Here is a 19,955-nt window from a genome sequence, read left to right on the forward strand (position 1 = left end):
CAGCAGCCACAGGACGGTGAGGGCGACGACGTTCTCTCGCAGGACCAGGGAGATGACGGTGGCGGCGGTGACCAGGGTGTCCGTGCCGGGACTGCTCCGGCCGCGCAGGGTGCGCAGGGCGCCTCGGAAGAACGGCAGCCCGGTGAAGACCGTGATGGCTCCGAGGAGACCGGAGGAGCCGAGGCCGATCCGGGGCCGGCCGAGCAGTCGGCGCAGTGCCACGACGGCGAGCACGGCTCCACCGACCACGAGCCGGGCGACCTCTCCGGTGGAGGAGTCGGGTGCGGAGCGGGTGGCCTTCGCGGGAGCCGAGGGCGGAGGGGCTTCTTCGAGGGCGTCGACCAGGGCGTCGACGTCGAGGTCGGCGGGCTCCATCCAGATGATGACACTGCCGGTACGGGGGAAGATCCGCAGGGCGCGGAAGCCGGAGAGCCCGGTGAGCCGGTCGTCGACGAGGCCGGCGCAGCCGGGGCGGTCGCGCAGCCAGGGCACGGTCAGCCGGGCCCGCCCCGTCGCGACGGAACGGACGAGTATCGCGGGCATGATCAGTGCTCGTGGCCGTGGTCGTCGTGGTTGACCTTGACCGCCGAGGGCGGCGGGGCTTCCTCGCCGAGCGAGGTACGGGCCTCCGCGAGCATGTCCCCGGCCTTGAGCCGGGCCTCCTCGGCGGCCTCCGACAACCACCGGCCCGCCACGATGCCGCCCGCGAGTCCTCCCACCACCGCTTTGCGCGCAGCGGGCTTGGCGTCGGGGAGTTTCTGGATGATCAGTGCGCCTACGACGCCGGAGACCGCGTAGTGGGCCAGCTTGCCGGCGGCGGCGCCGACGATGGCGAGCGGATGCATGAACGCCTCCTTCCGCACGCACCCGGCAGGGTGCGACGGGCCTCTCCTCCAGTCTGGACCCGGGCGATACGCACGGTCGAGCCGGGCCCGTTCACATCCGGGTGGCCGGTGGGTGCTCGACGGCGGGTACGGCTCGGACGGTGCGGGCGGCGCGTCTGGAGCCGACCAGCCGGCAGCCGAGGTAGATCAGGAACGACAGGGTCGTCACGTACGGGCTGATGGGGATGCTGCTGCCCAGGGCGAGCAGGATGCCGCCCTCCATGGCGACCAGCGCGAACAGGACGCTCAGCACCGGCAGCAGCACCGGGGAGGCCGTGACCCGGGCCGCGGCGGCCGCCGGCGTGACGAGCAGGGCCAGGACCAGCAGGGCGCCCACGATCTGCACGCACAGGGCCACCGCGAGGCCGAGGATCAGCATGAACGCCAGCGACAGGGCCCGGACGGGGACCCCTCGGGCCTCGGCCACGTCGGGATCGGCGCTGGCGAAGGTCAGCGGCCGCCACACCGCCGCGAGGGCGGCGAGGACGACGACGGACGTGCCCACCAGCCAGGCCGTCTGCGGGGTGTCGACGGCGACGATCTGCCCGGTCAGGATGCCGAACTTGTTGGCCGCACGCCCCTGGTAGAGCGACAGGAACAGCACACCGAGCCCAAGGCCGAACGGCATGATGATTCCGATCACCGAGTTGCGGTCGCGGGCGCGGACCCCGAGCAGGCCGATCGCCGCGGCCGCGAGGAGCGAGCCGAGGATCGACCCGGCGACGACGTTGACCCCGGCCAGGAGGGCGGCCGCCGCGCCCGCGAAGGACAGCTCGCTGATGCCGTGCACCGCGAAGGGCAGGTCCCTCATGATCACGAAGACTCCGACGAGGCCGCCCACGAGGCCGAGCAGGGCGCCCGCGAGCAGCGTGTTGTGGACGAGGGCCAGCAGGTCTCCGTAGTCGGAGAAGTCGAAGATCTGCTGCCAGATGCCCGGATCGGCGCCGTCGGCGGCGTACGGGACGGCCGGCGCGCTCATGGTGGTCCGGCCCCGTTCGGCCGGGCGCCCGGGTGGTGGGCGGGGGCCGCGTCGGGCGCCCCCACGACCACGATGCGGCCCCTGACCCGTACGACGTCCACCCGGGTCCCGTACAGCCGCGAGAGGACGGCCGAGGTCATGACCTCCTCCGGCGTGCCGATCCGGAAGCCGCCCCCGGCCAGGTAGAGCACCCGGTCGGCCGCTCCGAGGACCGGATTGATCTCGTGGGTCACGAAGACCACGGCGGTGTCCGCGGCCCGGCGCCGCCGGTCCACGAGATCGGTGACCGTGCGCTGGTGCTGGAGGTCGAGGGAGAGCAGCGGCTCGTCGCAGAGCAGGATCCGCGGATCCGTGGCCAGAGCCTGCGCGATCCGCACCCGCTGCTGCTCACCGCCGGAGAGACGGCCGACCGGAACGTCGGCGTACGGCAGCGCCCCGACGGAGTCCAGGAGCTCGTCCACCCTCCGGCGGGCCGCCCTCCCGGCGAGCGGCAGCCCCCAGCGGTGCCCCTCCAGGCCGAGCCGTACGAGGTCCCGCGCACGGAGCAGCGTGTGGGCGGGCAGCGCCTTCTGCTGCGGTACGTAGCCGATGAGCCCGCCGGCGCGGTGGGGCGGACGGCCGAGGGCCGCGACCGATCCGGCCGTGAGCGGCAGCCGGCCGAGGAGAACGCGCAGGAGGCTCGTCTTGCCCGAACCGTTCGGCCCCAGCACGGCGAGGAACTCGCCCGGCCGCACATCGAGATCCAGGTCCCGCCACAGCACGCGGTCGCCGTAGGAGAGCGCGGCACCCCGAAGACTCACCGCCGGAGGGATGCCGTCCCCCTGCTCCCTGAACAGCGGCGGGGAGTGTGGGGCGAGGCGGTCGGTGCGCTGCATCAGCGGTCCAGGGCGCGGTCGAGGGCGGTGATGTTGTCCGCCATCCAGCCGACGTAGTCCTTGCCCTGCGGAAGGGTCTCCGTCACGGGCACCACGGGGATCCCGTTGTCCTCGGCGGCCTCCTTGACCTGCTCCGTCTGCGGCCCGCTGGTCTGTTCGTTGTGGACGAGGGCCCGCACCTGCCGACCGGCGAACAGCGCCAGGGTCTCCCGGAGCACCCGGGGCGAGACCTCGTCGCCCTCCTCGACGGCCTCGCTGAAGGCGGCGGGCGTTCTGTTCGTGAGACCGCAGGCCTCCGTCAGGTAGAGCGGTACGGGCTCGGTGACCGCCACAGGAGTGCCGGCATCGCGCGCCTTGATCCGGTCCGTGCGCGCTTCGAGCCCGGCCAGCTCCTTCTTGAAGTCCTCGGCGTTCTTCTTGAAGACGTCGGCGTCGGCCGGTGATGCCCGGCCCAGGGCCTGGGCGATCCGGTCGGCCAGACGGCCCATCGTCGGCAGGTCGTACCAGACGTGCTCGTTGAACTCCCCTCCGTCGTCGGGTTCCTTGCCCGACACCTCGACGGCGGAGATCACCTGGGCCGAGGAGTTGTCCGAGCTCCGCAGCATCCTGCCGACGAAGTCGTCGTAGCCGCCTCCGTTCTCGACGACCACCTCGGCACGGGAGAGCTCCAGTTGTGTACGCGTACTGGCCTCGTAGGAATGCGGGTCCTGTGCCGGATCACTGATGACGGAGACCACGGACACCCTCTCGCCGCCGACCTGCTCGACGACGTCGCCGTACACGTTCGTGGAGGCGACCACAGGGACTCGGGCGGAGGCCGCGTCCGCCGGCCCGACCCATGCGCCCGTCAGTGCCAGGGAGGCTCCGAGCAGCACATTCGGTAGGCGACGCGACACGCCACGCATACGTCCTCCCTGAGCGGGAAGCGAAATGACAATCACCATGATTGTCCCTCCGCGCGGCCTGTCCCTCCAGTGGACCGCCGGGTGGGCCCGTCAGCGGCCGGCGTACGGCAGGAGGGCCATCTCGCGGGCGTTCTTGATGGCGGTATCGAGCATCTGCTGGTGTCCGCCCGCGCAGTGGTACTGCTGGTACTGCGTGGCGTCGTCGGTGCTGAGGTCGGTGTCGTCCAGGCCCTGACCGCTGTGCTGTACCACCGCGACCGTGGAGACGGCGGTGTTCGACGGGGGCAGCAGCGTGACGGTGTAGCCGTCCGCGGCATCCGTCCACGGCACGATCACCGAAGCCGAGTCACCGCTGACGGTCAGCGTCCGGTCGGAGACCGTCACCGGCCCCGTCACCGCGCCGCCGCCGTTGTTCGGTATGCGCTGGACGATCGCGCGCACCCGGCCGTTCTCCACCACCGACGTGGTGTCGAGACGGTTGAGGTCGACGGTGACATCGCCGGTGCTGCCGTTGCTGCCCAGCAGGATCTTGGCGTTGCGCGCGGAGTTGTCCTTCGTCGCCACCCCGTCGGTGTTCGTACCGGGCGTGAGGTTCACGATGGTGCCGGTCTGCGAGCCGTAGTACCGGTACAGGAACCACTCGCCCAGTGGCAGATACCGGCCACCGGTCCTGGTGAGCAGGTTCGCCGCGAAGTCGTGCAGGTTGGTGCCCCACGCCCAGTTGGCGCGCATGCCGTCCGCCCCGGCGCGCTCCAGACGGGAGATGTACCAGCCGCCGCGGCCGGGGTTCTGCTCGGTGTCGGCGGCGTACTCGTTCACCTGGAACGGACGGCTCGTGGTCATCGATCGCGCCGCCAGCTTGGAGTTGACGGCGTCGGCGTCGGCGACCGGGTCACCCGGCAGATCGTGCCAGCTGTAGATGTCGGGTTCGACGTTGTTGGCCTTCACGTAGTCCAGGTACGTGTTCCACCAGGGGCCGCCCCCGTCCGCGGAGGGCTTGCCGGCGGTGCTGGCACCGACGATGACGGCGCCCGGGAAGGCGGCCCGGATCCGCTGGTGGGCCCGCTTCCACATCTCCAGGTACTGGGCCTGCGGCCGGTCCCAGAAGGCGGAGTAGTCGGGCTCGTTCCAGATGTCCCACTGGATGTCGGTCATGCCGGCCGCCTTCGCGTCGGCGAGCAGCCGGTCGTAGAAGGCGTCGAAACGGGACCAGTCACCGTTGTCACCGGGGAAGGTGGGCGAGGTGGTCCCGTCGGCACCCCACAGGTCGTGCGGCAGGATGACGAAGGTGCCGCCCAGCGCCTTGGTGCTCTTGTACTGGGCGAGGGTGGAGTTCCACCGGCGGTCGTACGTGCCGGCCACCCAGCCTCCCGGGCTGTCCAGCTGGGCGCCGCCGGCCCGCATGAACTTCCACTTGATGTCCTTGTAGAAGTGCTCCTGGGGCAGCGAGCCGTCCTCGGCCATCCCGTAGAGGGTGCCCGAGGCACGGTAGGTGGGGGCGCCCCTGGTGGCGGAGAAGTCAACGGTGACGGTGGCGTCCGCGGCCTGTGAGGAGGCGGCGGGCACCAGGGTCGCGGCCAGGTTGGTCAGGAGGACGGCCACGGACGCGAGGGCTCTGCGCCGGGCGTGGGTCGCGGGTCCTGGGGGTGTGGTGAGCGGCTTCATTCTGCGGCTCCTGGGGTGGGGGGGAAGGACAACCTGGGCCCGATCGGTCCCGGGGCTTGGAGGAGACGGCCCGTCAGCGGCCGTCTCGGTGCGTGTGGGCTTCGGCGAGGACGAGATAGGCGGCGGTCCAGGTGTAGGCGCGATCGCGCAGCCCCGTTCCGGTGAGGGCGTCGAAGTTCTCGGCGAAGCCGTGGTTTCGCACAGGGTCCGGAAGCGGGCACCGATCTCGCCGGCGCGGCGGTGGTGGCCGCCGCGGCGACCGACCGCAGCGCCGTCGCCTCGTACGTCCTGGCGGTCATGCCCCTGTTCCTCTCCGGCTTCCCGCAGTGGTTCGTGCGCGGTCCCCCGCATGGTCGAACGAGGGACGTTCGTGGGCTCGGTGGCACCGGATCCACCACTGAGGGGCGATCAACCGGGCGGCGCCTCCTCTGCCGCTGCCGGATCGAACCGTGTCGGTGATGGGTGATGTGGAGCGACGGGAGTGTGCCGAGCGGCTGGTTCCCGAGTGGTTCGACGACGAGGGCGCCGATGCCGGTGCCCTGTCCGAGATTCTCTGCGCTCCGGGGCGCCGGCCGGTATTCCGGGTGCCGGCCGAATCCGGTGTGATCACGGCATCGGAGTCCGCCTGGACGGCCCGTTCACCGGGCTGGGCCCGCTCTGTTCGGCAAGTCGCGGACGTTCCGCGGCAGTTCACTCCGCTGTTCGGGGTTGCGAAGTCGGCGGCGGACCGCGTCATCGACCATCTCGGGGCCGACGCTCGCGCTCCGGCCCCGCAAGGGGTTCCCCGGGGACGAGGGAGACCGCCTTCTTCCAGTGGCCCAGTAGTCCGACTTACTCGGCAAGGGTGAGGTGGCCTGCCGCATGGCGGACTTCGGCTTCGCTTCCCCACCGAGGTGCTCACGCGGCGGTCAGAGCTCCGGTGTGAGACCACGCTCGCGCAGCCAGGACAGCTGGACCGGCGGGTTGGAGCCGTACCCGCCGCCGTGGTCGCCGAAGGGCCAGACGGTCATGGCGCGGTCCTCGCCCCGGTAGTGGTTGTAGGCGGCGTAGACCGTGGAGGGTGGGCAGATCGGGTCCATCAGGGCGACGCTGAACAGGGTGGGTGCGGTGGCCCGTTGGGCGAAGTGGACGCCGTCGAAGTAGTCGAGGGTGGCGAGGGTCTGTTCCACGCGGTCGCGACTGTGCCAGCGCAGGTACTCGGCGATCTCCGGGTACGGGCCCTCCCCGGTGATCTGCACGGCGCGGCGGAAGTGGCACAGGAACGGGACGTCCGGCAGCGCCGCCGCCACGCGGTCTCCGGCGAGTCCGGCGACGGCGAGGGCCAGGCCGCCGCCCTGGCTGCCGCCGGCCACCACGATCCTGCGGGGGTCGAGGCCGGGCAGTCCGGCGACGGCGTCCACGGCGCGTACGCAGTCGGTGATCAGCCGCCGGTAGTAGTAGTTCTCGGGGGAGTCGATGCCCCGGGTCATGAACCCCCCGGCCCACTGCGTGCCGTCGCCCGTCGTCCGGTCCGGGGTGTCGTGGCCCTGGCCCCGGCTGTCGACGACGAGGTGGGCGTAGCCGGCGGCGGACCAGAACAGGTGGTCGGTGGGCAGACCACGGCCGCCGCTGTAGCCGATGTACGTGACGACGACCGGCAGCGGTCCGTCCGTGCCGCGCGGGCGCAGGAGCCAGGCGGCCACCGGCTCGCCGTTCCAGCCGGGGAAGCGCACGTCGTCGACTTCGACGGTGTGCAGCAGGTGCGCGGAAGTGACCCGTTCCACCTTGGTCGTCCCGTCGTAGGACCGGGCTTCGGCAAGGGTGCGGCGCCAGAACGCGTCGAAGTCGTTCGGAGCGGTCAGCTGCGGCTGGTAGCCGACGAGCTCGTCGGTCCCGAGGTCGGTGAGCGGCATGGGGCTTCCTCCGGTCGGAGTGTGGACGAGATGGCGGGGGTCGGAGTGGCATCAGGACCACGCTCCTCGCGGGTCCGAGGCACGGCTGGGCAAGGGAGTGGCGGCCCGTCCTCCCCCCGTCGGACGGGCCGCCGGCTCACGGGGCGGGCGCGAGCGGTCAGTCGGCGCTGCCAGGGCCGCCGAAGCGGAAGGCGGTGAGGCGGAAGGCGCCGTGCAGGGTCAGGCGCAGGTCGTGGACGCCCTCGGGCGGGGCGTTCAGTTCGCCTGCGACGGTCTGCCATGCGTAGCGGTCGCCGGTGAGAGGGACATCGAGCTCGGCGAGTACCTGGTCGCCCGCGGTGACGACCAGCCGCGCCTCCCCGGGGCCTCCGGCCTCGCGGGCGGTCTCGGCCTCGAACCGGGCGACTCCGGAGAGGTCGACGTCGTGGAAGAGGAGCGTCGCGGGCCGGGCGGGGTCGGTGGGTGTGACCGCGTCGCCGTCGGCCCGCGTGGCATCCACGAGGGCGATGTCCGTGTGGTCGTCGAAATCGACGGCGCGGACGGGTCGTCCGACGGCCGCCCGGGGTGCCGGAGCCGGTCCCGTCACCGTGAGCGGTGCGGTGAGGACCGGCCGCTCGGCGGAGCGGGCGACGATGATCTCGTGACCGCCGGGTTCGACGGTGAAGGCGGAGCTCGCGACATCCCAGTGGGCGAGCCGTTCGGCGGGCAGTCGGAACGTCACCTCGCGGCTCCCCCCTGGTTCCAGGCGCACCTTGCGGAAGTCGGCCAGGCGCAGTTCGGGCGCCTCGTGACGGGCGGCCGGCGCCCGGACGTAGATCTGCACCACCTCGCTGCCGGCCCGGTCGCCGCTGTTGGCCAGGGTCACCGTGACGTCGACCGCGCCGTCCTGCCCGATCGAGGACCGTGACAGGCTCAGGTCACGGTAGGTGAAGTCGGTGTACGAGAGCCCGTGGCCGTACGGGTAGAGGGGCGCGGTCCGGTGGTACTGGTAGGTCCAGCCGGCCTTGATGATGTCGTAGTCGAGCGGAGCGGGCAGCGGGTCGTCGCCCCGGTACCAGGTCTGCGGCAGGCGTCCGGCGGGCTCGGCCTCGCCGAGGAGCACGGCGGCCAGTGCGTGGCCCGTCTCCTGCCCGCCGTGGGAGGTCCACACCACGGCGGGCAGGTGCTCGTCGGCCCAGTCGAGGGCGTACGGGTAGCTGCTCATCACGATCAGCGCGGTGTCCGGGCGGACGGCCGCGACCGCCCGCAGCAGCTCCTCCTGCCCCGCGGGCAGGGCGGTGTCGGCCCGGTCCTCGGTCTCGCGGCCGTTGATCATGGGGTGGTTGCCGAGGACGACGACCGTGGCGTCCGCCGCCTCGGCAGCCGCCCGGGCCTCGGCCGCGCCGTCGCGCACCAGTTCGCGCCGCCACCGCTCGGCGCCGTCCGCGCTCTCGGCGGTGACGGTCACCCGGCCGTCGGTGGGGTCCACGGCGGCGTAACGCCCGGTGAAGACGGAGCGCAGCAGTACGGTGTCCGCGCCGGCCGGTTCGAGGCGGAAGGTCTCCTTGACGAACCAGCTCTTGATCACCGCCTGGTCGGCGGCCAGGGTGTCGTCGTCCTGGAGGCTCAGGTAGCGACCGGTGCCGGCGGCGCGGAGGGTCAGCATGCCGCCGCCCCAGTCGGTCACGTCGAAGGCGGAGGTGCCGAGCAGGTCGCCGGTGGTGTGCGAGCGCAGCGCGATCCGGTCGGAGCCCTCCACCCGGACCACCTCGCCGCCGTGGGCGCCGAGTGCGGCGGCGAGGCCGTCGGCGACGGTCACCTGGTACGGCAGGGTGCCGCTGTACCAGTCCTCGCACAGCGTGTCGGCGAGCGGGCCGATGACGGCGATCCGCCGCGTACGGGCCGGGTCGAGCGGCAGCAGGCCGTCGTTCTTGAGCAGCACCACCGACTCGGTCGCCGCGTGCCGCGCCAGGTCGCGGTGCTCGGCGCACGCGATCACGTCGGCGCCGATCCCGGCGTACGGGTCGAGGCCGGGGTCGAACTCTCCGAGCCGGAAACGCAGTTCCAGCTGCCGGCGGACCGCGCGGTCCACGTCGGACTGGTCGATCAGGCCGCGCTCCAGCGCCTCGCGCAGCCGGCCGATCGGCGTGGCGCTGTCCTCGCCGTGGTCGGTGAAGCTGTCGATGCCGGCCTTGAGCGCCGCGGCGTGGGACTCGGCGTGGTCGTCGAAGTAGTGCTCCGGGTCGACCAGGTTGGACGGCGCCTCGGCGTCGCTGACCACGAACAGTTCGTGCCCCGTGGGCCGCGCCCAGCGGCGCAGCTCGGTCTCGAGCAGCGGACTGACGTGGCAGGGGCGGCCGTTGACCAGGTTGTAGGCGGCCATGGCGCCGGTCGCGGCGCCGGAGGCGACGACGGACCGGAAGGCGGCCAGGTCGTACTCGTGGAGGACACGGGGGCGCAGCCCGGAGGAGGTGGTGCAGCGGTCGTCCTCGTTGTTGTAGGCGAGGAAGTGCTTGACCACCGGCGCTGCCCGCAGGTAGGTCGGGTGGTCGCCGGCCAGGCCCCGGCAGTACGCCTCGCCGAGCCGGGCGGTGTGCACCGGGTCCTCGGAATAGCCCTCCTCGTTGCGCCCCCAGCGCGGATCGCGCAGCAGGTTGAGGACGGGCGCCCAGGCCTGCAGGCTGTGGGGGCCGTCGCCGGTGGCGGGCGTGCGGTGGTGGTGGAAGGCCCGCAGCTCGACCGAGACGGCCTCGGCGACCCGGCGCACCAGCTCCTCGTCCCAGGTGGCGCCGAGAGCGACGGCCTGCGGGAAGACCGTCGCCTCGCCCAGCCAGGAGACCCCGTGCAGGGCCTCGCTGCCGGTGCGGAAGGCGGCGAGGCCGAGCCGCGGGACGGCCGGCACGTGCTGGTGCAGCATCGCGAGCCGCTCGTCGGGCGTGAGGCGTGAGAGCAGGTCGTCGACGCGCTTCTGCAGTGGCAGCGCGGGATCACGGAAATCGGGTGGCGCGGATGCGGACGCGGGCGCGGAACTCACGTGGAAACCCCTCAGGCGAGCTGGTTACAGTGGCCGTTCGTCGAAGCGCTTCGACGGTCCCATTCACCTCCATGACCTGTCAATGACAGGCTGTGGAGAAAGTGTTCCTCTGTCGACTCTCCCGTACCCCACGGAACCATTCCGGCGCATTCCCTTATGAAGTCAAGCGATTCGACGATCAGGACCCGGTCCGCGCCCGCACGTCGACGACCCGTTCGAAGAAGAACTCGTGCTTGAGGAAGGAGACGTCGTACTCGTGGCCCGGGTAGGGCGGGATCAGCTGGGCGGCCTGGAACAGCCGCCAGCCGTCCTGCAGCGCGGCCACCCCCGACTCGTACGGCGGCTCGTCGCTGTCGCCCGTGGTGGGCGAGGTGCGGCCGGTGCCGTCGTAGCGTGACCAGCCGACGACATGGGAGTCCAGCGCCGAGCTCGCCAGGTACAGCACGAGCACCTGCTGCCGCAGCACCGGGGCGGCGGTGACGTCTCCGGTGTCCGCCGGCGCGGGCGGGATCGCTTCGGTCGTCATGCCACGGTCTCCTTCGGACGGTTGGAGACCCTGGTCACCCAGTGGTCGAGGTCGAAGCCGTCGTCGCCGGTCAGCTCCCGCCACAGCAGGATGCGGTTGTACCGCTCCAGCCGGCCGGTCGCTCCCTCGTACCACGGGAACATCACGTCCAACTCCGCGTTCACCTGCGGGTCGTGGAGATCCGAGGTGTCCCACAGACGTCGTTGACGCACCCTGGGATTGAAGCGGATCTTGAACATGTAGCGGAGGATGTCGCTGTCGTTGCGCCGGCCCCCGTGCCAGATGCCGTGGTGCAGAAGCACCACCGTGCCGGCCGGGCAGACCAACCGGTCCTGACCGCGCAGGTTCTGGTAGCGGCCGGTGTCCGATTCGTTGATCCGCCGCAGATGACTGCCCGGCACGCTGAGCGTTCCGCCCATCTCCAGCGTCACGGTCTGCGGGTAGTACATCAACTGGACGTCGAAGGCGTCCGGTCGGACGTCGATGATGGCGTCCCCGTGCAGCGCCTGCGCGGCGCCCCCGTGAGGCTCGCGGGTATGCACGAAGTGGTGGTCCACCCACGGCTCCGGGCCGACCAGGCTGCGCAGGGCCCCCGCCACCTGCGGCAGTTCCAGCAGCCTACGGACGAAGGAGCCCTTCGCGTACGCGTCGGACAGCGGCGTCCCGTACGGCACCGGCGGCACCCCGCCCGCCAGTACCGCCAAGCCCTCGGCGTTCATATCCGCCGGCACCACCGCGTCCAGCCGCAGTGACCCCCGCGCCACGAAGCGCGCCATCTGCACCGAGTTCAGTAGTTCTTGCCTGTTCTCCATGACGGCCACGCTAGGTCCGGCCGCCGCGCACCGCGTGGGCCGCGTTCACCCTCCGCTGGTCGATTTTCACCGTGCCGTCCGCCACGTACGTCGACGACCGCGCCCCAGGAGTGGCCGCGTCCACCGTGGTAGAACACGTGACCATGCAGACGGTCCTCGCCCATCTCGACGAGCCTCCCACTCTCGCCGCCGTCGGTATCGGCGTGCACGGTCCGGCCGGTCACGTGGACGTGTTCTCGCTGCCGGACCTGTGGCAGCTCCATCTGTACGGCTACGACGCCGACTTGACGGTCGACGGCACCGAGCACGCGATCCGCCCCGGGCGGGTCAGTCTCGTGCCGCCCGGAACCGAGGTGCGTTACCGCTACCGGGGCCGCTCCGAGCACCTCTACGCCCACCTCCGCCTGGGCTCGGCGGGAACGCCCCACAGTGTGCCCGTGATCCAGCGCACCGGGCCCGAGCTCGACCTGCTCACCACACAGTTGCGGCAGGCACTGGCCGCCTGGCCGAACACCCCGGCCCGGGCCACCGCCGAGGTGTGGGCCGCCCTGTGGCGGATCGCCCGGCTCACCCCGCTGCGGGAGCAGAGCGCCCGGGCCGTTCATCCGGCGGTGGCGGCCGCGACGGCCCTGATCGAGGCGCGGCTGACGGAGTCCCTGACGGTGCCGGAGATCGCGAAGGCCGCCGGTGTTTCCCACAACCACCTGACCCGGCTCTTCCGTGCCGCCACCGGGGAAACCGTCGTCGGCTACATCCGGGCCCGCAGGATGGAACGCGCACGCCATTTCCTGCGGGCCACCACGCTCTCCATCCCCGCCGTCGCCGCCTCGGTCGGCATCCCCGACCTCCAGGCGTTCAACAAGGCCTGCCGCCGTGAACTCGGGGCATCGCCTCGCAGCATCCGTACCGCCGGTCCCGCCCCGCGCGACAACGCGGCACAGTAGATCCAGACCATCGGCAGCCCGTCTCCCGTCTCCTGTCTCCCGTCTCCCGTCTCCCGCGAGACTCGATCGACTTCCGCTCCGATCGCCCGGGGTGCGCTCGTTCCGCACCGGTGGCACCTTGGCGGGCCTGTCCGACATCACGGCGGATGTCGCGGACGAGGCCGTGGCCGCGGCCCGCCGTCGCTGCGTACCGCTCGCTCCGTCCGGCCTGGGCGGACTGCCGCCGCACCGGCATGCTCGTCGACCGGGCCAGGAAGAAACTCCACCTCGCCCTGGAGATCACCGAGCGCGGTGACAAGCCGCGTTCCGCGGTACCGCCCGGGCGGTGGGTGGCCGAGAGGACGCCGGGCCGGCCGACGCGTTCGCGTCGGCCGGCCCGCGACCATGAGACCCTGCCCGCCACCAGCGAGTCCTTCGAGAAGCCGCTCTGCCCCTCCGGGCTCCTCCCTTCCCCCGACGTGTACGTCCTCTCCCCCGAGGTGGGCAGGCTGCTGGTGCCCGACGGGGAGCCGTGTGGCGCCGGCACCGAGGGCTTCGTCGTACGACCTCATGGAGGTACGGCGACTCCTGGAACCGGCCGCACCCGGCGCGCCCTCATCTGGCGCGGTCCGGTCGGCGGCAAGGTCACGGAAGTGACGGGCGGGCGGCCCTGCCGCCGTCGCCTGCTCGGGCTGCGCGGAGGCCGCACCGGCCCCCGCCGCCGAGGTCCGGCCCTCGGGATGCGACGCGGGTGTACTCCGTGGCGCTGGGCACCCGCGACCGTCGACGATCACCTGGACAACGGTGATCCCTGGGCGCCGGATCCCGAGCAGCCGCCCGGCCTCGACGGCCTGGTGCGGATGCCGTCCGCAGCGCCGCCGTGGTCGGGTGGTGCTATGCGGTGCGGGGTCCGTCTCCGTGGTCGGGGATGGGGAGGCGCACGCCGGCCTGGAGGGCGGATTGGTGGGCGACGATGCCGGGGAGGGTGTAGCGGGCGGCGGTCCACGCGTGCAGCGGTGGGGGCGTTCGTGTCGTGACCGCGGTGGCGAAGTCGTCGGCGAGGAAGTGGTGGCTGCCCTCGTGGCCGTTGGGTGCGTGCGCGAACTCACGCGGGAGTCGGGAGCGGTCGTGGACGGGCGCGGTACCGGAGGCGAAGGCGGCGCGCAGTTCCGGGGCGACGTGGGAGAGCGCCGGGTCGTCCGGTGTGAGGGTGGGTGCGGGGTGCAGGTGCGCGGTGATGTCGTGCTCGCCCTTCTTGTCCTGCCACAGGCTGACCGAGCCGAGTTGTTCGAGGACCGCTTCCGTGCCGAAGTAGCGGAAGCGCGACTCCTTGCCGATGTATCCGACCCTGCGGAACTCGTTCGTGCGGAAGCTGCCGCCGCCTGCGACTTCGAACAGTGCGGTCGCGTTGGAGAAGTCGTTGTCGAACTGGCTGATCTCCCGGTCGAACACGCCGTCGCCGCGCTCGTCCGGGACGCCGATCGCCGAGACGCTCACGGCGTGCGTCTGCCAGGCGCCGAGGACTCCGCCGATCGAGTGCGTGGGGTAGAGCAGTGGTGGGTAGCTGGCGGTGGACTTCCAGTTCTCACCGCCGCTGTACTTGTACGCGTCGTAGAAGCCCCAGTCCATGTCGTGGACGTAGTCGCCTTCCGCGTAGAAGATCCGGCCGAACGCTCCCTCGGCGATCCGGTCGCGCGCGTAGACGGTCGCCGGGTGGTAGTAGCTCGTCTCGCCCATCATGTAGATCCGGCCGGTCTCCTCGACCGCCGCGATGATGTCCGCGATCTCGGCCTCGGTCACGCCCATGGGGACCGCACTGTAGACGTCCTTGCCCGCGCGCAGTGCCTGCACGGCGAGGGGGCCGTGGGTCCAGCGTTGGGTGAAGAGCGCGATGGCGTCGAGGTCGGAGTCGAGCATGTCCTCGAACGAGGGGAGCGTGCCGGCGAGGTCGTGTTCGGTGACGAGTCGCTCGGCGCGCTCCGGGAGCAGGTCGGTGACCTTGATGTCACCGACGTTCGGGTGCAGGCGCCAGAGTTTGGCGAACGAACCGGCGAACTGGCCGGCGCCGACGATGCCGAGTGAGAACACGCGAGATCTCCATCAGGAACGTAGGAGTGGGTGCGAGCTGGTGCCGGTCGCATGACGGTGCGGGCTTCGGCACTGCTCCACGACGATAGGATCCGAGTCCACGCGATGTCTGCACCGTTTCGAAGCGAGAACTTCTTGGATCCTCAGGGTGCTCTGGTCGACGAACCCTCGTACCTGCGCGGCTGGTCCGGACGCCCGACGCTGATGGCGGCAGCGCACCGGCACGACGACCTGGAGATCAACTTCGTGGCCGACGGCGGGTCGATGCTCTACCTCTACGGCGGCGAACTCCTCGAAGTCGCGGTGGGCGGCCTCGCCGTGTTCTGGGCCGCGATCCCGCACCAGTTGGTGGCGAGCCGGGCGACGCGCGTCCACTGGCTGCACGTGCCCTTCGACCGGTTCCTCGCCTGGGGGCTCCCGCAATCGCTCCTCGCCCGTGTGCTCTCGGGCGTGCCGGTGGTCACTCCCGCAGCCCGTTCCGATGCGAGCGATCCGGCGAAGTTCACCCAGTGGGCCGCGGATCTGGCCGCGGGCGACGACGAACTGCACCGCATCGCGATGCTGGAGATACAAGCGCGCGTCCGGCGCCTGGCACTTGCCACGGCCGGCGATCCGGCACATCGGCACGCCGGTGACGATCCGGCCCTGCGCCAGGCGGTGTCCATGGCGCGGTACATCGCACATCACTTCCGCGAGCCGATCACCGTCGCGGACGTCGCCGCGGCGGCGAACGTCCACCCGACCTACGCCATGACCCAGTTCCGCAAGGTCGTCCGTACCACGATCGGCGACTACGTGAAGCTGTACCGGCTCGCGGAAGCGCGCCGGCTGCTGGTGACCACCGGCCTTCCCGCGAGCCAGGTGGCCGCGGCCGCCGGCTTCGGCTCGGTCAGCCGTTTCTACCGAGTCTTCACCGAGGCGTGTGGAACCACCCCGGCACGATTCCGACACGGACGCGGGCTCTGACCCCCACCTGGCAACCGGGTCCGACGACGAGAACCGGCCTACCGCGATGCGGCACAGGAGCCCGGCAGCCATCTGCGGCGACCGGTCGGTGGGGACGAGGCTCTCTCCCGGCACCCCGGAGGTGAGCCGCATGTCGCCGCACGATCCAGGAACGTGGGATGCACTCAACCGGCGGCTCTTGACGAGAACATGTCGCATGTCTACTGTCCTGCGACGGAACCGAACAGTTTTCAACAATCAGAAGCCCTGCCCTGGGGAGCCGACAGCCCTGCCCAGACCTGCGTGACGCTGTTCCAGGACGACGACGGCATGGCGCACCAGGTCACGTCCACATCCGGCGACGCCGACCCGCACAGCCACAGGTTCCCCACCGACCACACCAGCTGTGACAGCCTGCCCGCCGACCCCTGGGGCTTGCGGCGTGACCGCACTGATGGCGGCGCTTCCGTCCGGACGTGGCGCCGCCGGCACAGCGCGGGCGCCCGCCGTGGATCCGAACGCGTCGTACGTGCTGGTCGACCGCGACAGGGGGTCTCCCCGCCCGCGCCGTTCTGCCGTACCTCAGGCGGCCGCCGACGTCGGCGCGAAGGCGCCACGGCCGGAACGGCATTCGGTCCAGTTCACCGAGCAATCACTCTCAGAAGAGGACACCCGCATGAGAAAGTCCTGGCTTCTCCATCTGATCACGCTTGTCGCCCTCGCGCTCGGGATGACAGCGGCAGGTGTCGCCCCTGCCTCCGCCGCCTCCGACACGCCCTTGCGCGTCATGCCGTTGGGCGACTCGATCACCTGGGGCGTGGGAAGCAGTACGGGCAACGGCTACCGGGGGCCGCTGTGGGACAAGCTCGTGGCGGACGGCCACCCGGTGGACTTCGTGGGCACGGGGCGGGCCGGTTCGATGCCCGACCCCGACAACGAAGGCCACTCCGGATACCTCATCGAGCAGATCGCCGCCCTCACCGACGCCGCACTGACCCGTTACCGCCCCAACGTCGTGACGCTGCACATCGGCACCAACGACCTCAACCGGTCCCACCAGGTCTCCACCGCCACCGCCCGGCTGAAGTCCCTGGTCGACAGGATCACCGCCGCCGCCCCCGACGCCACCGTCCTCGTGGCCTCCCTGGTCGTGTCCACCAGTGGATCCGAGGAACAGCACCGGGGCGCGTACAACCAGGCCATTCCCCACATCGTGAGCGAGGCGCAGGCCGCGGGCAAGCGTGTCGCGTACGTCGACATGAGCGCCCTGACCATGGCCGACCTGGCCGACGCCCTGCACCCCAACGACTCGGGCTACCGGAAGATGGCCGACGCCTTCCACCGCGGCGTCCGGGCCGCGGACAGCGCCGGGTGGCTGAGGAATCCCGCCCCCGCCCCCGCACGAGTCCAGTCCGGCATCGCCGGCAAGTGCCTGGACGTCAGCGGCGCCGGTACCGCCGATGGCACCGCCGTCCAGACGTGGGGCTGCGGCGACGGTGCCAACCAGTTCTGGTCCGCCTACACCGACGGCACCCTGCGCTCCCTGGGCAAGTGCCTCGACGCCGCAGGCTGGGGCACCGCCAACGGCACCAAGGTGCAGCTCTGGGCCTGCCACGGCGGCGCCAACCAGGTGTGGCAGCCCTACAACGGCGGCTACCGCAACCCCGCCTCCGGCCGCTGTCTCGACGTCCCTGGCTCCTCCACCGCCGACGGCACGCAGCTCCAGCTGTGGGACTGCCACGGCGGCTCCAACCAGAAGTGGACCACCCTGACCGCCGGATGACCGCGGCTCCCGGGACCTGAGCCCCTTCCGGGCCCAGGTCCCGGGAAGACGTCGGTGGCGGGCACCGCCGGGCGCGGCGTCGGCCGGATCGTACGGGTGAGGCAGCGTGAACCGCTCGTCGCACGTGAGCCGTTCGGGAGGCCGGCGACGGCCCGAGCCCACGGCGTACACCCCTCGGAAGCCGAGTGTGGAGCTGGATCGGGAGAGCGCGATGCCGAAACGCTTCTTCTCCATCGTGCTCTCCAACAGCCCTGGCCATGAGGACAGTCTCGTGGTAGCGACCCTTGTTTCTCACGAAACGTGTCGTTAGCGTACGCCTGGGAGTGAAGCGCTTCGACAAGCGCCGTCGTCCGGCCTGTGGGGGCCGCGAACCGGTGTCCGGAGCAGCTCGCAGAGCACATCGCATCCCGCCCTCACCGCCGTCTCCGTCCCCGCACAGGTCCGTCAGAGCACGACCCGACACTCCGTACCCGGGGATCCGTCCGGCACCGTCCGGCACTGACCTCGAAAGGGCCGCCATGACCAAGGAACAAGGGGCCTTCCACTGGGGGCACGAGGCCCTTCACCTCGACCTCGTTCTCGATGACGGCGGCAGCCCGCGCCTCACGCGCCTCGGACTGCCCGGCGAAGCGCGGAGCGTCCCCGGCGCGTCCCTCCCCCTGGTGGAGGTGACGGTCGCGGGTCACGGCCGCGACTGGTCGGGCAGCCGTCTGATCGGGACCGCTCTCGGCGGGCGGCTGCGCCACCGGGCCCACCGCGCGGCCCGCGACGGCGACTGGCACACGCTGACCGTGCATCTCCACGACCCGGAAACCGGGCTGGCCGCGGAGGTGACCTACCGGTCACCGGACGGCATCCCCGTGCTCCGCGGCGAAGTGACCCTGCGCAACGAAGGACAGACCACCTTGCACCTGGAGTCGGTCAGCTCACTCGCGGTGGGCTGCCTCACCCCGCGGGACACGGCGGCCTTCGACGCCGCCGACCTGCTGTGGGCGGACAACGACTGGCTCGCCGAGTGCCGCTGGCAACGACAGCCGATGCGCCGGACCACACCCGGCGTCAGCGGGCGCGTGACGTACGGGCACGGCAAGGCGGGCTTCGCCCTGAACGGGCAGGGCACCTGGTCCAGTTGCGGACACCTCCCCATGGGCGGCCTGACGGACCGGCGCACCGGCCGCAGTTGGGTGTGGCAGATCGAGCACAACGGCGGGGGCTGGCGCTGGGAGTGCCAAGAGCACGACGGGGCGGCCTACGCCGCACTGTTCGGGCCCACCGACACCCACCACGGCTGGCGGCACCCCCTGGAACCCGGTGCCGTCTTCCGCACCGTACCCGCCGCGCTGGCCTTCAGCGCCGACGGCGGCCCCGACTCCGCGTTCGCCGCGCTGACCCGCTACCGCCGCGCCCGGCGCCGCCCTCATGCCGACCACCAGCGCCTGCCCGTCATCTTCAACGACTACATGAACTGCCTGATGGGCGACCCCACCACCGACAAGCTGCTGCCGCTGATCGACGCGGCGGCCGAGGCCGGCGCCGAGTACTTCGTCATCGACGCGGGCTGGTACGACGACGGTGACGGTGGCTGGTGGACCAGCGTCGGTGCCTGGGAGCCGGCCGCCTCGCGCTTCCCCGGTGAGAAGGGGATCCACGAGGTACTGGACCACATCCGCCGACGCGGCATGGTTCCCGGCCTGTGGCTGGAGCCGGAAGTCATCGGTGTCCACAGCCCCATGGCCAAGTCCCTGCCCGACGAGGCGTTCTTCCGCCGCGGCGGCGCCCGCGTCACGGAGACCGGCCGGCACCACCTGGACCTGCGCCACCCGGCCGCCCGTGCCCACCTGGACCAGGTCGTGGACCGCCTGGTCGGCGAGTGGGGCGTCGGCTACCTCAAGCTCGACCACAACATCGACCCCGGCTCCGGCACCAGCGCCCGCCCCGGCGAGACCCCGGGCGACGGCCTGCTCGGCCACAACCGGGCGCACCTCGACTGGCTCGACGGCATCCTCGACCGGCACCCGCACCTGGTGGTGGAGAACTGCGCCTCCGGCGGCATGCGCTGGGACGACGCCCTGCTCTCCCGGCTGCAGCTGCAGTCCACCAGCGACCAGCAGAACCTCCACCTCTACGCGCCCATCGCGGCCTCCGCGCCCACCGCCGCCACCCCCGAACAGGCTGCCGTCTGGGCGTACCCCCGGCCGGAGGACTCCCTCGACGAGGTGGCCTTCACCATGGCCAACGCGCTGCTCGGCCGGATCCATCTCTCCGGCCGTATTCCCGAACTCGAGCGGGAGGCCCGCGCCCTGGTCCACGAGGCGGTAGCGGTGTACAAGGCCATCCGCGCCGACCTGCCGCAAGCCGTGCCGTCCTGGCCACTGGGCCTTCCCGCCTGGGACGCCCCCTGGATCGCCCTGGCCATGCGCACGCCCGCCACCACCTACCTCACGGCCTGGCGCCGCCCGGGAACCGGCTCCACGGCGACGCTTCACCTGCCCCACCTGCGGGACACCCCCGCCCGTGTCGACCTGCTCTACCCCTCGGCCAGCCGGGCCGATTCCGCCTGGCTGCCCGACACGGCCGAGCTGAGCCTGACCCTGCCCACCGCGCCGTCCGCCGTCCTGCTCCGCATCACCCCCACGGCCCCCGGCGCTCCCTGAACCACCCCCAC

15 protein-coding genes and 4 pseudogenes are annotated in these 19,955 nt (G+C 71.7%); 6 read left to right on the forward strand and 13 right to left on the reverse strand.

The genetic code is table 11. From position 1 onward, the window contains the following. The 7 genes and pseudogenes from QK442_RS31415 to QK442_RS31445 all read right to left on the reverse strand — a co-directional run. Window positions 1–543 (reverse strand): annotated as a pseudogene (locus QK442_RS31415) (copper-transporting ATPase); the annotation flags it as partial. Between the two features lie 2 nt (window positions 544–545). Continuing rightward, on the reverse strand, window positions 546–845 hold the full coding sequence (locus QK442_RS31420; RefSeq protein ID WP_282697498.1) for a DUF1490 family protein: 300 nt from the start codon (window positions 843–845) through the stop codon (window positions 546–548). 91 nt (window positions 846–936) lie between these two features. Beyond that, on the reverse strand, window positions 937–1,863 hold the full coding sequence (locus tag QK442_RS31425; RefSeq protein ID WP_282697499.1) for a metal ABC transporter permease: 927 nt from the start codon (window positions 1,861–1,863) through the stop codon (window positions 937–939). After that, window positions 1,860–2,738 (reverse strand): ABC transporter ATP-binding protein, encoded by an 879-nt coding sequence (locus tag QK442_RS31430; RefSeq protein ID WP_282697500.1) that lies wholly within the window; start codon window positions 2,736–2,738, stop codon window positions 1,860–1,862. The genes QK442_RS31425 and QK442_RS31430 overlap by 4 nt, the downstream gene beginning before the upstream one ends. Then, window positions 2,738–3,643, reverse strand: a complete 906-nt coding sequence (locus QK442_RS31435) for a zinc ABC transporter substrate-binding protein (RefSeq protein ID WP_282697501.1) — start codon at window positions 3,641–3,643, stop codon at window positions 2,738–2,740. The genes QK442_RS31430 and QK442_RS31435 overlap by 1 nt, the downstream gene beginning before the upstream one ends. 90 nt (window positions 3,644–3,733) lie before the next feature. Beyond that, entirely contained in the window at window positions 3,734–5,308 is a 1,575-nt protein-coding gene (locus tag QK442_RS31440; RefSeq protein ID WP_282697502.1) for a beta-xylosidase, read from the reverse strand. Window positions 5,309–5,381: 73 nt separating this feature from the next. Further along, window positions 5,382–5,566: pseudogene (locus QK442_RS31445) on the reverse strand (glycogen debranching protein); the annotation flags it as partial. Between the two features lie 425 nt (window positions 5,567–5,991). Between QK442_RS31445 and QK442_RS31450 the strand changes: the two are divergent. Next, window positions 5,992–6,091 (forward strand): annotated as a pseudogene (locus QK442_RS31450) (IS5/IS1182 family transposase); the annotation flags it as partial. Between the two features lie 125 nt (window positions 6,092–6,216). On the opposite strand, the gene QK442_RS31455 reads toward QK442_RS31450, so the two are convergent. The 5 genes from QK442_RS31455 to QK442_RS31475 all read right to left on the reverse strand — a co-directional run bounded on the left by QK442_RS31455 (window position 6,217) and on the right by QK442_RS31475 (window position 11,696). After that, window positions 6,217–7,200: an acetylxylan esterase gene (locus QK442_RS31455; RefSeq protein WP_282697503.1), complete on the reverse strand. Its 984-nt coding sequence runs from the start codon at window positions 7,198–7,200 to the stop codon at window positions 6,217–6,219. A gap of 157 nt (window positions 7,201–7,357) precedes the next feature. Next, complete coding sequence (locus QK442_RS31460; protein ID WP_282697504.1) at window positions 7,358–10,213, reverse strand: glycoside hydrolase family 3 protein; 2,856 nt, start codon at window positions 10,211–10,213, stop codon at window positions 7,358–7,360. 178 nt (window positions 10,214–10,391) lie between these two features. Continuing rightward, complete coding sequence (locus QK442_RS31465; RefSeq protein WP_282697538.1) at window positions 10,392–10,676, reverse strand: hypothetical protein; 285 nt, start codon at window positions 10,674–10,676, stop codon at window positions 10,392–10,394. A 59-nt stretch (window positions 10,677–10,735) separates the two neighbouring features. After that, the gene (locus QK442_RS31470; protein ID WP_282697505.1) at window positions 10,736–11,551 is read right to left on the reverse strand and encodes a phytanoyl-CoA dioxygenase family protein; all 816 of its coding nucleotides are present in this window, start codon (window positions 11,549–11,551) and stop codon (window positions 10,736–10,738) included. 10 nt (window positions 11,552–11,561) lie between these two features. Beyond that, complete coding sequence (locus QK442_RS31475) at window positions 11,562–11,696, reverse strand: hypothetical protein (RefSeq protein ID WP_282697506.1); 135 nt, start codon at window positions 11,694–11,696, stop codon at window positions 11,562–11,564. Here QK442_RS31475 and QK442_RS31480 point away from each other — a divergent pair. After that, the gene (locus QK442_RS31480; protein ID WP_282697539.1) at window positions 11,695–12,495 is read left to right on the forward strand and encodes a helix-turn-helix transcriptional regulator; all 801 of its coding nucleotides are present in this window, start codon (window positions 11,695–11,697) and stop codon (window positions 12,493–12,495) included. The genes QK442_RS31475 and QK442_RS31480 overlap by 2 nt on opposite strands. 317 nt (window positions 12,496–12,812) lie before the next feature. Further along, window positions 12,813–12,911, forward strand: a pseudogene (locus QK442_RS31485) (IS5/IS1182 family transposase); the annotation flags it as partial. 457 nt (window positions 12,912–13,368) lie between these two features. Here the strand turns inward: QK442_RS31485 and QK442_RS31490 are convergent. Then, window positions 13,369–14,562 (reverse strand): Gfo/Idh/MocA family oxidoreductase, encoded by a 1,194-nt coding sequence (locus QK442_RS31490; RefSeq protein ID WP_282697507.1) that lies wholly within the window; start codon window positions 14,560–14,562, stop codon window positions 13,369–13,371. Between the two features lie 51 nt (window positions 14,563–14,613). Here QK442_RS31490 and QK442_RS31495 point away from each other — a divergent pair, with 51 nt between their 5' ends. From QK442_RS31495 to QK442_RS31505, 3 genes are all read left to right on the forward strand, one after another. Beyond that, window positions 14,614–15,528 (forward strand): helix-turn-helix domain-containing protein, encoded by a 915-nt coding sequence (locus tag QK442_RS31495; protein ID WP_282697508.1) that lies wholly within the window; start codon window positions 14,614–14,616, stop codon window positions 15,526–15,528. Window positions 15,529–16,183: 655 nt separating this feature from the next. Then, window positions 16,184–17,290: an SGNH/GDSL hydrolase family protein gene (locus tag QK442_RS31500; RefSeq protein WP_282697509.1), complete on the forward strand. Its 1,107-nt coding sequence runs from the start codon at window positions 16,184–16,186 to the stop codon at window positions 17,288–17,290. Window positions 17,291–17,808: 518 nt separating this feature from the next. Beyond that, window positions 17,809–19,944 carry an alpha-galactosidase gene (locus QK442_RS31505; protein WP_282697510.1) on the forward strand — a complete coding sequence of 712 codons (2,136 nt, stop codon included), beginning with the start codon at window positions 17,809–17,811 and terminating at the stop codon, window positions 19,942–19,944. Window positions 19,945–19,955: the final 11 nt, after the last annotated feature.

The organism is Streptomyces sp. CC208A (assembly GCF_030010625.1).
GTDB lineage: Bacteria > Actinomycetota > Actinomycetes > Streptomycetales > Streptomycetaceae > Streptomyces.

What these genes read in the sequence shown, in the direction of transcription:
- QK442_RS31420 (WP_282697498.1), bottom strand. Translation starts at nt 845, where the DNA reads ATGCATCCGCTCGCCATCGTCGGCGCCGCCGCCGGCAAGCTGGCCCAC.
- QK442_RS31425 (WP_282697499.1), bottom strand. Translation starts at nt 1,863, where the DNA reads ATGAGCGCGCCGGCCGTCCCGTACGCCGCCGACGGCGCCGATCCGGGC.
- QK442_RS31430 (WP_282697500.1), bottom strand. Translation starts at nt 2,738, where the DNA reads ATGCAGCGCACCGACCGCCTCGCCCCACACTCCCCGCCGCTGTTCAGG.
- QK442_RS31435 (WP_282697501.1), bottom strand. Translation starts at nt 3,643, where the DNA reads ATGCGTGGCGTGTCGCGTCGCCTACCGAATGTGCTGCTCGGAGCCTCC.
- QK442_RS31440 (WP_282697502.1), bottom strand. Translation starts at nt 5,308, where the DNA reads ATGAAGCCGCTCACCACACCCCCAGGACCCGCGACCCACGCCCGGCGC.
- QK442_RS31455 (WP_282697503.1), bottom strand. Translation starts at nt 7,200, where the DNA reads ATGCCGCTCACCGACCTCGGGACCGACGAGCTCGTCGGCTACCAGCCG.
- QK442_RS31470 (WP_282697505.1), bottom strand. Translation starts at nt 11,551, where the DNA reads ATGGAGAACAGGCAAGAACTACTGAACTCGGTGCAGATGGCGCGCTTC.
- QK442_RS31480 (WP_282697539.1), top strand. Translation starts at nt 11,695, where the DNA reads ATGCAGACGGTCCTCGCCCATCTCGACGAGCCTCCCACTCTCGCCGCC.
- QK442_RS31475 (WP_282697506.1), bottom strand. Translation starts at nt 11,696, where the DNA reads ATGGTCACGTGTTCTACCACGGTGGACGCGGCCACTCCTGGGGCGCGG.
- QK442_RS31495 (WP_282697508.1), top strand. Translation starts at nt 14,614, where the DNA reads ATGACGGTGCGGGCTTCGGCACTGCTCCACGACGATAGGATCCGAGTC.
- QK442_RS31500 (WP_282697509.1), top strand. Translation starts at nt 16,184, where the DNA reads ATGAGAAAGTCCTGGCTTCTCCATCTGATCACGCTTGTCGCCCTCGCG.
- QK442_RS31505 (WP_282697510.1), top strand. Translation starts at nt 17,809, where the DNA reads ATGACCAAGGAACAAGGGGCCTTCCACTGGGGGCACGAGGCCCTTCAC.